17 protein-coding genes are annotated in these 14,136 nt (G+C 40.4%); 3 read left to right on the forward strand and 14 right to left on the reverse strand.

All coding sequences use genetic code 11. The annotated features are described in order from the left end of the window. The first annotated feature begins 190 nt into the window (after nt 1-190). Entirely contained in the window at nt 191-787 is a 597-nt protein-coding gene (locus PSE69_RS14285) for an RBBP9/YdeN family alpha/beta hydrolase (protein WP_014657567.1), read from the forward strand. A 41-nt stretch (nt 788-828) separates the two neighbouring features. Here the strand turns inward: PSE69_RS14285 and PSE69_RS14290 are convergent, their stop codons facing one another. The 3 genes from PSE69_RS14290 to PSE69_RS14300 form a co-directional block, all read right to left on the reverse strand. Beyond that, complete coding sequence (locus PSE69_RS14290; protein ID WP_272675281.1) at nt 829-1,173, reverse strand: hypothetical protein; 345 nt, start codon at nt 1,171-1,173, stop codon at nt 829-831. Then, nucleotides 1,115-2,416, reverse strand: a complete 1,302-nt coding sequence (locus PSE69_RS14295) for a hypothetical protein (protein WP_272675282.1) — start codon at nt 2,414-2,416, stop codon at nt 1,115-1,117. Before PSE69_RS14295 ends, PSE69_RS14290 begins: the two co-directional genes overlap by 59 nt. 173 nt (nt 2,417-2,589) lie before the next feature. After that, nucleotides 2,590-2,922, reverse strand: coding sequence for a low molecular weight protein tyrosine phosphatase family protein (locus tag PSE69_RS14300; RefSeq protein ID WP_004925512.1), 333 nt, complete (start codon nt 2,920-2,922; stop codon nt 2,590-2,592). A 491-nt stretch (nt 2,923-3,413) separates the two neighbouring features. On the opposite strand from PSE69_RS14300, the gene PSE69_RS14305 reads away from it, so the two are divergent. Continuing rightward, nucleotides 3,414-4,970, forward strand: coding sequence for a leucine-rich repeat domain-containing protein (locus PSE69_RS14305; protein WP_230088946.1), 1,557 nt, complete (start codon nt 3,414-3,416; stop codon nt 4,968-4,970). Nucleotides 4,971-5,026: 56 nt separating this feature from the next. On the opposite strand, the gene yjgA is transcribed toward PSE69_RS14305, so the two are convergent. After that, nucleotides 5,027-5,572: a ribosome biogenesis factor YjgA gene (yjgA, locus tag PSE69_RS14310; RefSeq protein ID WP_121874583.1), complete on the reverse strand. Its 546-nt coding sequence runs from the start codon at nt 5,570-5,572 to the stop codon at nt 5,027-5,029. Between the two features lie 173 nt (nt 5,573-5,745). On the opposite strand from yjgA, the gene pmbA reads away from it, so the two are divergent. Beyond that, the gene (gene pmbA, locus PSE69_RS14315) at nt 5,746-7,086 is read left to right on the forward strand and encodes a metalloprotease PmbA (RefSeq protein ID WP_014657572.1); all 1,341 of its coding nucleotides are present in this window, start codon (nt 5,746-5,748) and stop codon (nt 7,084-7,086) included. Nucleotides 7,087-7,282: 196 nt separating this feature from the next. Here the strand turns inward: pmbA and rnk are convergent, their stop codons facing one another. The 10 genes from rnk to kdsC all read right to left on the reverse strand — a co-directional run bounded on the left by rnk (nt 7,283) and on the right by kdsC (nt 14,135). After that, nucleotides 7,283-7,693 carry a nucleoside diphosphate kinase regulator gene (rnk, locus tag PSE69_RS14320; RefSeq protein WP_004925498.1) on the reverse strand — a complete coding sequence of 137 codons (411 nt, stop codon included), beginning with the start codon at nt 7,691-7,693 and terminating at the stop codon, nt 7,283-7,285. Between the two features lie 188 nt (nt 7,694-7,881). Beyond that, complete coding sequence (gene npr / locus PSE69_RS14325) at nt 7,882-8,154, reverse strand: PTS phosphocarrier protein NPr (protein WP_004925495.1); 273 nt, start codon at nt 8,152-8,154, stop codon at nt 7,882-7,884. Beyond that, nucleotides 8,154-9,005: an RNase adapter RapZ gene (gene rapZ / locus PSE69_RS14330; protein WP_004925493.1), complete on the reverse strand. Its 852-nt coding sequence runs from the start codon at nt 9,003-9,005 to the stop codon at nt 8,154-8,156. Before rapZ ends, npr begins: the two co-directional genes overlap by 1 nt. 168 nt (nt 9,006-9,173) lie before the next feature. After that, the gene (ptsN, locus tag PSE69_RS14335; RefSeq protein ID WP_004925489.1) at nt 9,174-9,641 is read right to left on the reverse strand and encodes a PTS IIA-like nitrogen regulatory protein PtsN; all 468 of its coding nucleotides are present in this window, start codon (nt 9,639-9,641) and stop codon (nt 9,174-9,176) included. A gap of 260 nt (nt 9,642-9,901) precedes the next feature. Continuing rightward, a complete protein-coding gene (gene hpf, locus PSE69_RS14340) occupies nt 9,902-10,189 on the reverse strand; it encodes a ribosome hibernation promoting factor (RefSeq protein WP_004925485.1) in 288 nt (95 codons plus the stop codon). A gap of 22 nt (nt 10,190-10,211) precedes the next feature. After that, nucleotides 10,212-11,657 (reverse strand): RNA polymerase factor sigma-54, encoded by a 1,446-nt coding sequence (gene rpoN / locus PSE69_RS14345; protein WP_272675283.1) that lies wholly within the window; start codon nt 11,655-11,657, stop codon nt 10,212-10,214. Between the two features lie 45 nt (nt 11,658-11,702). Next, nucleotides 11,703-12,428, reverse strand: a complete 726-nt coding sequence (lptB, locus tag PSE69_RS14350) for an LPS export ABC transporter ATP-binding protein (RefSeq protein ID WP_004925481.1) — start codon at nt 12,426-12,428, stop codon at nt 11,703-11,705. A 5-nt stretch (nt 12,429-12,433) separates the two neighbouring features. After that, nucleotides 12,434-12,982 (reverse strand): lipopolysaccharide ABC transporter substrate-binding protein LptA, encoded by a 549-nt coding sequence (gene lptA / locus PSE69_RS14355; protein WP_004925478.1) that lies wholly within the window; start codon nt 12,980-12,982, stop codon nt 12,434-12,436. Then, nucleotides 12,966-13,559: an LPS export ABC transporter periplasmic protein LptC gene (gene lptC / locus PSE69_RS14360; protein ID WP_004925475.1), complete on the reverse strand. Its 594-nt coding sequence runs from the start codon at nt 13,557-13,559 to the stop codon at nt 12,966-12,968. The genes lptA and lptC overlap by 17 nt, the downstream gene beginning before the upstream one ends. A gap of 15 nt (nt 13,560-13,574) precedes the next feature. Next, a complete protein-coding gene (kdsC, locus tag PSE69_RS14365) occupies nt 13,575-14,135 on the reverse strand; it encodes a 3-deoxy-manno-octulosonate-8-phosphatase KdsC (RefSeq protein WP_014657574.1) in 561 nt (186 codons plus the stop codon). Between the last annotated feature and the right edge of the window lies 1 nt (nt 14,136).

The raw sequence follows: 14,136 nt of genomic DNA on the forward strand, positions 1-14,136 counted from the left end.
TTGTTTTTAGCCACATGACATCAACTCAGCGGATAGAATTCTCGGATATTATTGATGTAATGAATGATGCACAAGATATGTGGGAAGATGAGTTTATTTTCGCCCTAGATATAACGAAAAATTCTAAATAACCATTAAATGATGCGTGGTATAGTATATGCCAACTGATTAAGGTTATGGAGAAATAAAAATGGCAAATGACGTTTCTCAAAATGAGTCATTGAAAGGTAAGAAGTTTGTCATTGTGCATGGTTATACCGCTTCACCAGAAAAAAACTGGTTTCCATGGTTAAAGGCTGAGTTGGCGTCGTTAGGCGCGTTAGTGTATGTACCTGAAATGCCTGAACCGCTATCACCCGAGCCATTAAAGTGGCAACAACATCTCAAAAACTTAGCAATTGAGATTGATGAAAATACCCTATTTATTGGGCATAGCCTAGGGTGTGTGACCGTATTGCGCTTTTTAGAGCAGCAGGTTGCAAAAGGCAATAAAGTCGGTGGCTATATTTTAGTAGCGGGTTTTGATCAGGAGCAAAGCACACTACCTGAATTAAAGCCTCACACGTTGAGCCGATTGGATTACCCATATTTAATTGATATAGCAGATAAAAGGATTTCAATTATCTCTACCAATGATTGGGTCGTTTCACCACAATCATCACAAACACTCGCCAAGGCATTACAAACCGAAGTGATTATTGAGGAAGAAGCTGGGCATTTCCTTGATAGAGAAGGGTATACAGAATTCCCAACATTACTTCACTCAATAAAAACTCAATTTAACTGAATATAAAATCAGGCTGATTGAAGTCAACCAGCCTGATTTTATTAATCTTCAAGTGGCTCGCCCCGTAAGAGGGCTGCAAATCTTGCCTTGGTTTCGTTATCCGGCTCAATGGCATGACATTGAGTCAGCAATGGCTCTAAGTCTTGAGGCCAATCTTCTCTTTTCCAATTCGCTAATGCCCTAAGAGCCATATTACGGTTACGCACTACAGGGCTTTGCAACCCACAGAGGATCATAGATAAACCGACACCAGGAAAACGCGGTAATTCTTGTAAAATAAAATCAAGTTTTCCATGTTGTACATAGCCAGCACCAAGACCAAGGCTATCACTCGGCCCTGTCGATATTGCTTCTAATGGGAGCTGCTGCTCTGCTAAGGCTATCACTTGTTTGAATTGGTCGGTCTATATCGTTCGTTTTCATTAACTCAAACCACAAATCATTCTCAGGATGATTTAACTGTTTTTCGTATAGATAAGGGAAGATATCTTGACCACGGGCTCTGGCTATACTGGTGCTATTACGGAATAAGATATCATCATCACTATTTAAACCTTGAGCGATTAATTTATCCCATATAGGGTTATCCAATATAGTTTGTGCTAATGAAGTGATGGCTGTGCTATTTTCAAATTTCTCGCTATTTTCTTGAAAATAATCATTAATGCCGAGTACAGTAAAATAATAGTCTAATAAATAATCTTGTTCTAAAATGCGGCTCAAGTAATTGAAGCAACAACGAAAAGCATCATCATAGTCATTGATATCACGTGCCGGCCCACCGCCTAGCAACGCTTGAATAATATCGGATGAGGCTACTAATAATTGGCTATCATTTTGTGTTTCTAATGCATCTGCCAAGTGGCAATAGGTTGCACAGTGCCAAGCGGTATATTCAACCATAACACTATTTTGATAGCCTGTAGTCAGTATCCATTGCTTGGTTTCCTCACTTATTTCATCGGGTAGATGTTCAATAAGATGTACGCGCCCCCAGCCTTCAACACGTTTTGCTAACTTTAGCCACATTGCATCATAGTCAGATGTGGATGTGAGCATCGCATGGATTGGGATAATAGTGTAAAGCGTGAATTCATCATGGCAAGCAAGACAATAAAGTGTCTTAAGGCGTTCATCACTTGGAAAAAACACAGTAAAGGAAATGGCCAATTTAACCACATTAGTATCGGGGCTATTGTGGAGTAACCAGTCGGTAAAGGCTTCCAATTTTGGCGCATGGATCTCTTGTTTATCGACGATTAAATGGATTAGGTCGTCGATATAAGATAACGGGCTTTGTTCGGCGACTTGCTGATAGAAATGATAAACCGATTCTTTGTCGTTTTTCTCCAGCGCTCTTTTTAGTGAAGTGTAAATTTCGCTAGCAGTGATTTCAGAAGCCCCCATTCCGTGGTGGCTGAATACACCATCTTCAGCGCCATTAGCCCAACGAATTGTATTTTCATCGACTTCAGTTGTATCTGGGAGCTCAGACAGTGATTCAGGGAGTGGGGATAATTCGTTTATCCAAGGCAATAAATGCTGATAGATTGGCGTGATATTCGTATTCCAAACGACAGGATAATTTTCTTGTCCTTTTTTAAAAAGAGAGGCTAACCATTTTTTCATTTTTGATAACATCCTATTGTGTTTGAATTATGGGTTTTTATATTGAATAAGCCAATAAAATGTTTTTTTAATCATAAAATAGATAACACGGTAGGTTCGATGTTGGCTCAATCAATTTTGTGATAAAACCTTCTTTAAGGGTAATTAAAAAAGGTTTCACTTATCGTCATTTCTTACGGGATAAACTCGCTGAGATAACTTGGAACAATATCTTTAAGTATCTCAATTAATTGCGGGTCCATGTATTGATACTCATCAGGAATATCGAGTACATAAAGTGATTTGTGTTCGAGTAGGCGAGTAAAATTGGCTTTTAGCCGATCTTTATGTTTTTGTTCCATGACAAAAATAACATCAGCCCAACGGAGCAAATCTGCGGTAATTCGGCGTCTTGCATTGCTACTGGTGCCAGCAGAGCGTACCGACCAGCTTGGATGGTGGCGCCAAATTTGCTCTGCGGTTGGGCTACGCCATTGGTTACGACTACAAATAAATAAAATATTCATTTACTGTTATGTATTTCCTCCAAACCTTTCAGAGCAAGCTGTCTGTTACTGATTTGGAGGTATGCCATACCTAGCTGTGTCGCGCGAATAATTTTTTCCTACGCCCATACATCTGTTTCCAATTTTTCTCAGCGGGAAAGCGATCTCGTTTTTTTCGCGGCGAGTGGATTCTATTTTTGGCTCTACGCCATGCTCGATTTCTTGAATTATCCATATCTTCCACATAAGGTTATCGGGGATAGCAGCCGCGATAATACGGGTAAGAATATGATTAACGTCAGTATCATACGGAGACATTGTATGACTATCAAGCAAATGCAAGATAGTTAACGTTTTTTAGGATTATTACGTTATTTATATCCTAATAATGATTATTCTACTGTTATTGGGTTTAATCATTTTACATTTATCGCAAGGTTAATGATAATTGAATATTTATGACTAAAGCTAGATTTATTTATAATAAAATAATGCTAAATAAGGTAAGGGAAATGAATTTTTTTGAAAGAATAAACATCAGTTTTTCCGATTGTGTTAAAAAATACCATCTCGAGTTTCTACCTAGTTATCTTGAGGATTATTATAACGGCCGACTTTTACGGGTCAAAGAAAGTATCACATTGGATTCTTTAGAAATTGATGATATAGACGAGATGAGAGGGACTATTATTCTTTTTGAAAAAGACCTTATTATCGAAAATGCGTTAACTCAAAGTAATGTAGATTATGGTCCAACCGTTATTGTAAAAGGGAATGTATCAGCTAAGAACATAGCATTTGGGGGAGCTTGTATTATCATCAAGGGGGATGTGACCGTTGAGCAAACCATGATAGGAATTTATAATCATGGAGTGATAAATATAACAGGTAAAGTCACAGCGGAATATATTATTTCGGATGACCACTGTTTTTCAATCTATGATGAGGGGAGTAAAGGCATCTTTTTAGGTTTCCAAGATTTAAGGTATCATGCAAAAGACGTATTATCTGGAAAGTATTATGATGACGCCGAAGAAAATATCAAAATAGATAAAATCATTGAGGCGATAAAAAAAGGTAATTCGATTAAGAAAAATGGTAATATAGTAAGTCAAGTTCAGAAGGCAATAGATAAGTTTAAAGCATCAAAAAATGCTAAACTTAATTTGTCTAACCTAAATCTTACAGAAATACCCGAAGAAATATTTCAGCTTGAAAATATTAAAGAGCTAGATTTATCAAATAATCCGCTAAAAGAATTATCGTTGAAGGGCATGCAGACTGACCATTTAAAATCCATTAATTTAGCGTGCTGCTCGTTGACTGAATTTCCAATAGATATATTAAATATCAATCAGATAGAATCTATTGATTTAAGTTTTAACACTATTTCAAGTTTACCCGAAAGACTACCTGTACTCAATCAACTGAAAAAACTGCTGTTAAGCCATTGTAATTTTACCGAGTTCCCTTGTATTTTATATCAGGTAGTCAATTTAGAATATTTAGATCTTGGTTTTCAAGATGAAGAAACCTTATTTCTTATCGACAAAGCACTTCAAAGTTTAAAGGTGTTACTGCTATCGGGTAATGCAAATATCAATATTACTGCACCACAACCCAAATTATATGAACTGAATATCAGCCATTGTCTAATGGATACTTTTCCAATTGCATTAACCAAGTCAACACATCTTACACACTTGGATATGAGTTATAATCATAAAATGAGATGGCTACCTGATGAGTTTTCTGAGTTAAAAAAATTAAAAAAACTCTCTTTTTCAATTCTCTATATGGAAGAAAGTCATATCAATATTTTACAAAAACTTCCTAAGCTACAATATATCGCTAATTTTCTAAAGAGTGATAATCCGTTCTATGGTAATCAGGTGGCTCAAGCACTATTAGCCGTCAAAAATTGGAATACATTGGTTATTGATAGTGTCTTAGAAGATCAAACAATTATTGATGCAATCGTACTCAGAGAGAACCTTAAAAAATTCATTATGGGTGAATATGAAGTTGATATAAAAGAAGCAAGGCAATGTTTAGGGGTTAGTTTTTAATCTATTTTTGACATCATCCCCTATAGCATATTGTGAGTGGTATAGGGGATGGTGATTTAAGCGCTTTCGGACAGCTCTTTTAAATATTGAAAAACTTGGCGGAAGGCTTTTGGTGGCTTATTGCCTTCACGCTCTTTTTTAGCGTTACGTACCAATGCCCTAAGTTGTTGTCTATCTGTATGGGGAAACAGAGCAACGACTTCTTCGATAACATCATCACCATTTTCAATAAGGCGTGTACGCAGGTCTTCAAGCTTATGCAGAATGACAACTTGCTGATTATGGCGATTTTTCAGTTTATCTAAAGCCTCTGTGATGGGGTCAACGTCTCGAGAGCGTAGCAACTTACCAATATATTGTAGTTGGCGACGACGACCTTCACGCTTGATTTTTTGTGCCAGTTCAATGGTATCGAGTAACTGAGCATCAAGTGGAATGCGCTCAAGTTCATTTTTGCTTAATTCAACAAGTTCGGCCCCCAGTTTTTTGAGAACTTCAGCATCGCGTTTAATTTCGCTTTTACTGACCCAAATGATCTCATCATCGTCTTCATCTTGCGGCGCTGGGACATCATCCAGCCAGTCTTCAGGCTGTTTGGCCATATATCGATTTCCTTTTTACAGAACGCAGCGTGTAATTGCATGACCTGCCGCGTTGTGGATGTTAACATTCATATATTATGTATTGTAACTGGGAAAAAGCCCTGATGACACCCGACATTTGTGAGTTGGTGTAAAAAAAGCCGGGTTTCCCCCATTTTATGTGGATTGAATCGATGAATTTAACTGAACAAGTCAGCGAACAACGTAAAAATTTAGAAGAGGCGGTTGCACGGGCGCTTCATTTTGCAAAAAGTCGTTGTGATGCCGCTGAAGTTGCTGTGAACAAAAGCACTGGAATTAGTGTCAGTACCCGTCAAGGAGAAGTCGAAAATGTTGAATTCAATAGTGATGGCGCACTTGGGATCACCGTTTATCACAACCAACGTAAAGGGAGCGCCTCTTCAACAGATTTAAGCCCCGAAGCGATTGAGCGTACAGTGCAAGCTGCGGTAGACATTGCCCGTTACACATCGGAAGACCCATGTGCAGGCCCTGCTGAGAAGTCACTATTAGCCTTTGATGCCCCTGATTTACAACTATTCCAAGCCAGTAATATCACTCCTGAAGAAGCAATTAAATTGGCGTCACAAGCGGAAATGTCGGCACTTAAGGTTGACCCGCGTATTGTGAATACGGAAGGGGGAAGCTTTAATGGTCATTATGGCGTGCGGGTTTTTGGTAACTCTCACGGTATGCTACAAAGCTATTGCTCAAGCCGTTATTCGATGTCGAGTTGTGTGATCGCAGAGCAAAATGGTGAAATGGAACGTGATTATGCTTATACCATCGGGCGCAGCTTAAGTGCTTTGAAATCGCCTGAATGGGTGGGGCAAGAGTGCGCTCGTCGTACATTGGCACGCCTCTCACCGAGAAAGCTGCCAACGATGAAGGCACCTGTTATTTTTGCTGCTGAAGTGGCGACAGGGTTGTTTGGTCATCTTGTTGGGGCAATTAGTGGAAGTAGTATTTACCGCAAATCTTCTTTTCTACTCGATAGCTTAGGTAAGCAAATTTTACCTGATTGGTTAACCATCACTGAACAGCCGCATTTAATCGGTGGATTAGCGTCATCGCCATTCGACAGTGAAGGGGTTCGCACCACTGAGCGCAATATTATTGAAAATGGTGTGTTGCAAACGTGGCTAATGACCTCTTATTCAGCCAGAAAGTTAGGCTTGCAAAGTACAGGGCATGCTGGAGGGATCCATAACTGGCGTATTGCTGGTCAGGGGCTGTCATTCGAAGCATTGCTAAAACAAATGGGAACAGGACTGGTTGTTACTGAACTGATGGGGCAAGGGGTCAGTGGGATCACCGGAGATTATTCACGTGGTGCTTCCGGTTTTTGGGTGGAAAATGGTGAGATCCAATATCCTGTCAGCGAGATCACAATAGCAGGTAATTTAAAAGATATGTGGGCAAATATCGTCACGATTGCCGATGATATTGAAACTCGCAGTAATATTCAGTGTGGCTCTGTATTGTTACCTGAAATGAGTATTGCGGGAGAGTAATTTGCTCAAATGAATAAGGCACTCCTTTTGAAGTGCCTTATCAATAAACAGAATAGATTTATTTTTTGCCTGATAAAGTGGCTTCAAGCGCTTTGCCTGCAAAGCCTATCGTGGAAAACCCATTTTTTATTCTGTTAACGTCAGCCTGCTTATTTAATACATTGATGTTATTGCTAAGTTAGGCGATTTTATACCATTAACGATGGTATTCACCCGCGGCTTCTGGCTGATAAATAATTTCGAGTACTCTTACGCGTGTTTCAACACCATTAGGCAATGCCCAACTGATCTCATCATTAACATGCAGACCAAGCAAAGCCGCACCGATTGGCGCCATAACAGAGAGCTGCTCAGCACTATCTTTTAAAGAGGCTGGGTAAACTAAAGTGCGTGTGCGTTCTTCATTGCTAATCAAATCAAGAAAACGCACCGTACTGTTCATTGTGACGACGTCGGCAGGAATTTCCTGTGGTGACAGGATGTCTGCACGATCAAGTTCATCATTCAGTGCGTCAGCAACTGGGGTACCCGCATAAGCTGCTTGTTCCAACAGTGCATCTAGGCGTTCTGCATCTAAATCATTGATAATAATTGTTGGCTTTGTCATACCACACTCCAATAGAGACGTACAAAGCAAACACCCCCCACCCAATAAGGTAGGGGGTGTCGCTGTGATAAAATTGTATAAAATATTAGGCTCTTCAAGCTCCAAAAGGAAGAGATCATGATCACGATCTTTGAGCCAATACTTGTAAAATTATTGATATTTAGTTCATAAATAAATGGTGGATTATACTAGCTTTCATCAAATCCACTTTCGAACAGGTTAATAATCGCGGATAAAGCCTGATCCTCATCAGGGCCGCTAACCTCAATATCAATGGTACTTCCTTGCTCTGAGTCTAACATCAACATCGCAATAACGCTATCGGCCTCAGCCTCAATCTGATTATTATTGCGTAAAATAACCTTAGAGTTAAATTTTTTAACTAATTCATAAAGTAACATTGCCGGCCTAGCATGCATACCAAGCCGGTTTTTTAATGTGATTGTCGCTTTTAAGGTCATTACTTGCGTTTTTCTAGGGTTCTGTGGCGAGATTGTACATTCTTACCACGAGAACGGAAGTAATCAGCTAATTGCTCAGCGACATAGACCGAACGGTGTTTCCCTCCGGTACAGCCGATTGCCACCGTGAGGTAACTACGGTTATTGGTCTCAAGCATAGGCAGCCATAATTCAAGGTAGCTACGTGTTTGATAAATAAAGTTGTGTACCTCTGTGTGCCTATCGAGGAATGCGGCAACAGGGCGATCGAGGCCTGTCATTGGGCGCAATTTCGGATCCCAATGTGGGTTCGGTAAAAAGCGCACATCGAAAACATAGTCTGCATCGATAGGGATACCATGTTTGAAACCAAAAGATTCGAATACCATGGTTAGCTCTCGTTCACGTTTACCCATCAAACGCGTTCTGAGCATCTCGGCTAATTCATGGACTGACATTTCTGAGGTATCAATCACTAAATCAGCGCGTGACCGTAAAGGCTCTAAAAGCTCATTTTCTTCATCGATAGCACTTTCAAGTGACAAGTTTTTGCTCGAAAGTGGATGTAATCTACGAGTATCACTATAGCGGCGAATTAATGTGTTGCGATCGGCATCCAGAAATAGCAATTGCGGCGAAAAGCTAGAAGGTAATCTACCTAAAGCCTCTTCAAAGATTTCTGGGTTGTCAGGCATATTACGCACATCAATGCTCACAGCAGCTGAAATATTACGATCTGCGAGTGAATTGGCCAGTTCTGGAAGCAGCACAACCGGCAGGTTATCCACACAATAGAAACCCATATCTTCCAGCGCACGTAAGGCAACGGATTTTCCCGAACCGGAACGGCCGCTGACAATCATCAGCACCATGAGCTAACTCCCTTTTGTTTCTTTTCGGTGATCATAGGACCCCGATAGTTGAATAGATCGTTTGCTTACTTATCAGAACATCACAGTCTATGTCAGTACAGCTATATAGAAAATATCAAAATTTCATAGACATGTAACCCTGTGATGACGAAGTTATTTAATTATAGGCTACTCAGTAATAATACTATATAACTCTGCATCGCTTTGTGCCGATCTCAGACGCTTACAAAGAGATTTGTCGGCTAATTTTTTCGCGATTAATGATAAAGTGTGTAGATGCGTTTTACACTGATCTGCGGGCACTAATAGCGCAAAAAGCAGATCAACAGGTTGGTTATCAATGGCATCGAAGGCGATTGGCTCTTCCAGATGCAAAAAAACACCAACAGCTTGTGTATGTTCACCTTCTGCTAGCTTGCCGTGAGGGATGGCGATTCCTCCGCCAATACCTGTTGTTCCTACTTTTTCTCTGGTGAGTAAAGCTTCAAATACCGTGTTTTCCGGTAATCCCAACTCTGCGGCAGCCAGTTCACTAATAATCTCAAGTGCTCTTTTTTTACTAGTACAAGTAAGGTTATTGCGTGTACAAGCTGAAGATAATACGGCGCTTAATTGGATTTCTATATCACTGTTCATTTTATTGTTCACTTAGGACTACAAAACCAGATGGTGTATGCCACCATCTGGTTTAAGCCATTTATTAGTTATACACCACAGTATGATTTGGGATTGTTGTTAACAAACTGAGAACGCATACTGTTGTTCGCATTGTTTCATACGTTGAAAACCAACCGTTTGGCTTTCGACGCTTATTTTTACAATCCCTAATGACCGCCACTAAACATTGAAGGTCTGGTGAAGGCCTGAAATCAACCTGTGATTTCACCATAAATGTATTAGTGTTGTCTCAGTTTTTCTTTATGTTTAGTTAATTGGCGTGACAGTTTGTCTACCAGTTGGTCAATTGCAGCGTACATATCACTTTCTTCCGCTGACGCATGGAGTTCAGCACCATTAACCTGCACAGTTGCTTCAGCAATTTGCTGAACTTTTTCAACTTTCAGAATGACTTGAATACCGTTAATGCGATCAAACAATTGTTCCAATTTTCTGATCTTTTTCTCAACAGTTTCACGTAATGCAGGGGTGACTTCAATATTGTGTCCAGTAATCTGAAATTCCATACAACCTTCCTTATTTTATCAATTAAACCAACTGTTTGCGTTGGTTTGAGGGCGGAATAGATAACGATTCACGGTACTTAGCGACAGTTCGACGTGCAACCTGAATGCCCTGTTCGGCTAGCATGCTTGTCAATTTACTGTCACTTAATGGTTTTGCTGGGTTTTCAGCAGCAACCAGTTTTTTCACTAACGCACGTATTGCCGTTGAAGAGGCTTCACCTCCTGTATCGGTACTGACGTGGCTAGAGAAAAAATACTTCAACTCGAAAATTCCTCGCGGGCTATGGAGAAACTTTTGAGTTGTCACTCTCGAAATCGTTGATTCGTGCATATTCACCTGATAAGCAATATCTGCCAATATCATGGGTTTCATGTACTCTTCACCGAACTCAAAGAATTCTTGTTGTTGCTCTACAATACAAGTCGCCACTTTTAACAAAGTTTCATTACGGCTTTCTAAGCTTTTTATCAGCCATTTGGCATCTTGTAAGTGACTACGAATATATTGTGAATCACTTTCGTTCACGGAATCTTTTATCAAAGAAGCATAGTGATTATTGATACCTAATTTAGGGATGCTATCTGTATTTAATTCAACTTGCCAGTGCCCGTTGATTTTTTTCACCAAAACATCGGGAATAACATATTCCGACTCTCCGGTATTGATAGATTGGCCCGGTTTAGGGTTCAACGTCAATATCAGGTCAATAGCGGTTTTTAAAGCATCCTCTTTTAGACGGGTGAGTTTACTGAGCTGGCGAAAATCACGATTAGCCAGTAAATCAATATGTTGACTAATAATCAACCGAGCCTCATCTAGCCCGTCAGTACCTTTTGGGTAAAGGGATAGCTGGATCAATAAGCACTCTTTCAGATCTTGTGCTGCCACACCAAGCGGATCAAAATGCTGAATGCGTTTTAAAACAGCGACCACTTCTTCAAGTGTGATATCTGGGTTATTGATACCTTCGTGGATCTCTTTTATTGGCGTTGTCAGATAGCCAGAATCATCAATTGAGTCAATAATCGCGGTAGCAATCGCTCTGTCTGTGTCTGTAAAAGGCGTTAATTCAGATTGCCATAACAAATAGTCTTGCAGCGTTTGTGTGGTTTCCCCTTGATAGACGGGTAACTCATCAAAGCTATAGTCATTATTTGTACCCGATGGCGTACCCGCAGTATAAATTTCATCCCAATTCGCATCCAAAGGAAGCTCATCTGGCATATCACTTTTTTCAAGGGCATCTTTAGTATCGATTTCACTGCTGTCAGTATGAATATCGAGACTATCAAGGGAGTCTAAGTCAGAGGTGTTTTCTTCTTGTTCCAGAAGCGGGTTAGTTTCTAGGGCGAGTTGGATCTCTTGTTGTAGCTCAAGCGTAGAAAGTTGCAACAGACGGATAGCCTGTTGCAATTGAGGAGTCATTGCAAGTTGTTGACTGATTCTGAGCTGCAAACTTTGCTTCATGAATGTGCTTTTATCTCCACCTCAATTGAATGCTTAACCAATGACTTACAACCGGAAACCTTCCCCTAAATATACCCGTTTTACTTGTTCGTTTTCTAGGATCATTTCAGGTGTGCCATGAGCAATTAAGTGCCCTTGACTGACAATATAGGCTCTTTCACAAACATCGAGCGTTTCACGTACGTTATGGTCAGTGATGAGTACTCCTAAGCCATAATCACGTAAATGTTGGATAATTTTTTTAATATCTAATACCGAAATCGGGTCAACACCTGCAAACGGTTCATCTAATAGAATAAATTTCGGGTTTGCTGCTAATGCACGAGCAATCTCTACGCGGCGACGTTCCCCACCAGACAACGATTGGCCAATGCTATCACGCAAATGGGTAATGCTAAATTCTTCCATTAACTCTTCTGCACGCTCTTTGCGTTGCTCAGTGTTGAGGTCATGGCGTATTTCTAGCACTGCCATTAGATTATCATAAACACTCAAACGACGGAAAATCGACGCCTCTTGAGGAAGATAGCCAATACCACGGCGCGCACGTTCATGAAGCGGAAGGAGACTAATATCTTCACCATCAATGGTAATTTTGCCTGCATCCCGCTGGACGATGCCGACGACCATATAAAAGGTGGTCGTTTTTCCCGCACCATTAGGGCCTAAAAGACCAACAATTTCGCCAGATTTCACCTCAAGGCTAACATCTTCAACGACCTTGCGTTTTTTATAGGCTTTTGCCAGATTCTCTGCGGTTAATGTCGCCATAACGATTATTTACTCTTTCCGTTGTTTGCCGCTGGGCCTTTTTCTTGTAGCTGTGATGGCAATAATACTGTCGTGACACGTTTCCCTTTGTCACTAAACGCTTCCATTTGCTGCGTTGGCACGATATAGGTGATCTTATCACCTTTAATATTACTGTCTAACTGCTCAAGATAAGCATTGCCAGTTAATGTAAGGAGCTCTTTATCCACCTCATAGCGTGCTTTTGACGCTCGGCCTTTAATTGGCTTACCATCATCTTGTAATTGATAGAAGGTCACTGGGTTACCAAACGCTTCTATCGTAATTTTATCTGAATTACTGCTAGGGCGCGTCACAACCACCTTATTTGCTCGGATATCAATAGAGCCTTGCTTAATAACGACATCATCAGTAAATGTGGTGACATTTTTTTCTAAATCAAGGGATTGCTTGACTGAATTAATCGTCATTGGCTGTTGCGTGTCAGTTTTTAATGCAGAAGCTGGTACGCTAAGAGCAAAAATTGCGCTGGCAACGGCTCCTTGAATAAAACGCTTTTTATTTACTTGATTCATTTTTTTGCTCTTCTTTTTGTAGCACGTAATGTGTTTTTACATCTTCAATTAACTCTGCGGTTCTTGAGCGCAGGTTACCGCGCATTTTTAGACCGGTAGAATTAAGGCCTTGCCCGATAATAGTGACTTTGTCATCTGATGAAACATCTTGTGTTATCAGGTTAACGACGGCACTTTGGGTTGAAATCCGTTGGATTTGGGAATCCGGGCTTAAACTATCGGCCTGTACATCGTTATACAGATAGAGCACTCTATCATTTGTTAACTTGGCTTTTAGCGCCCGTACAGTCCAAGTGGGTACACCGACTTCGTTGTATGTTGTTAAAACAGGGTTAGCAAACCAAGTGATTTTTTCAGCCGTATAATTATCAATTTTATCTGATACTAATTTATAGGCCAAATCACCCGCTGGATTATAGACAAATGTCACTGAATCATCGGTTTGATAATTAGGTTGGCTGTTATCAAGGACACTGTTTGTGGGCGTGTCTGTGTCAAGACCGGCAAGGTTCCAGCCGATCAGACCAAGTGCTATCAATGATAACAGGATAATTAACCACTTTTTAGCGTTACTCATGGGTGTCTTTATTCTTTAAATCGATAAGCCTTTAGCTTCTTCCAGTTTATTTTGCGCTAGAAGGATGAGGTCGCAAAGTTCACGTACCGCCCCTTTACCCCCACCAAGACGTGTGACGTAATCTGCCTTTGGTAGTAATAATGGATGTGCATCAGCAACCGCTGCCGATAGCCCAACTTTTGCCATAACAGGCCAATCAATAAGGTCATCCCCAATATAGGCCGCTTCTTCTTCTGTTATCTTCAGTGTATCTAACAGTTCATGATACGCCAAAAGCTTATCGCTTTGACCTTGGTAAAGATATGTAATCCCTAATGTCTTCGCGCGATCTTCAAGCAATTTGGCTTTTCGACCGGTGATAATCGCCACTTCGATACCAGAGGTGAGTAAGCAGCGAATACCGTATCCATCACGGACATTGAAGGCTTTGAGTTCTTCGCCGTTATTACCCATATAAATCAGTCCGTCAGACATAACGCCATCGACATCACAGATTAATAATTTAACTTTAGCGGCTTTCTGCAATACTGTCTCGGCGACTGGGCCATAACAGGTATCCTGATAGTGCGGATCCATA

Source organism: Providencia sp. PROV122 (genome assembly GCF_028482365.1).
GTDB lineage: Bacteria > Pseudomonadota > Gammaproteobacteria > Enterobacterales > Enterobacteriaceae > Providencia > Providencia stuartii.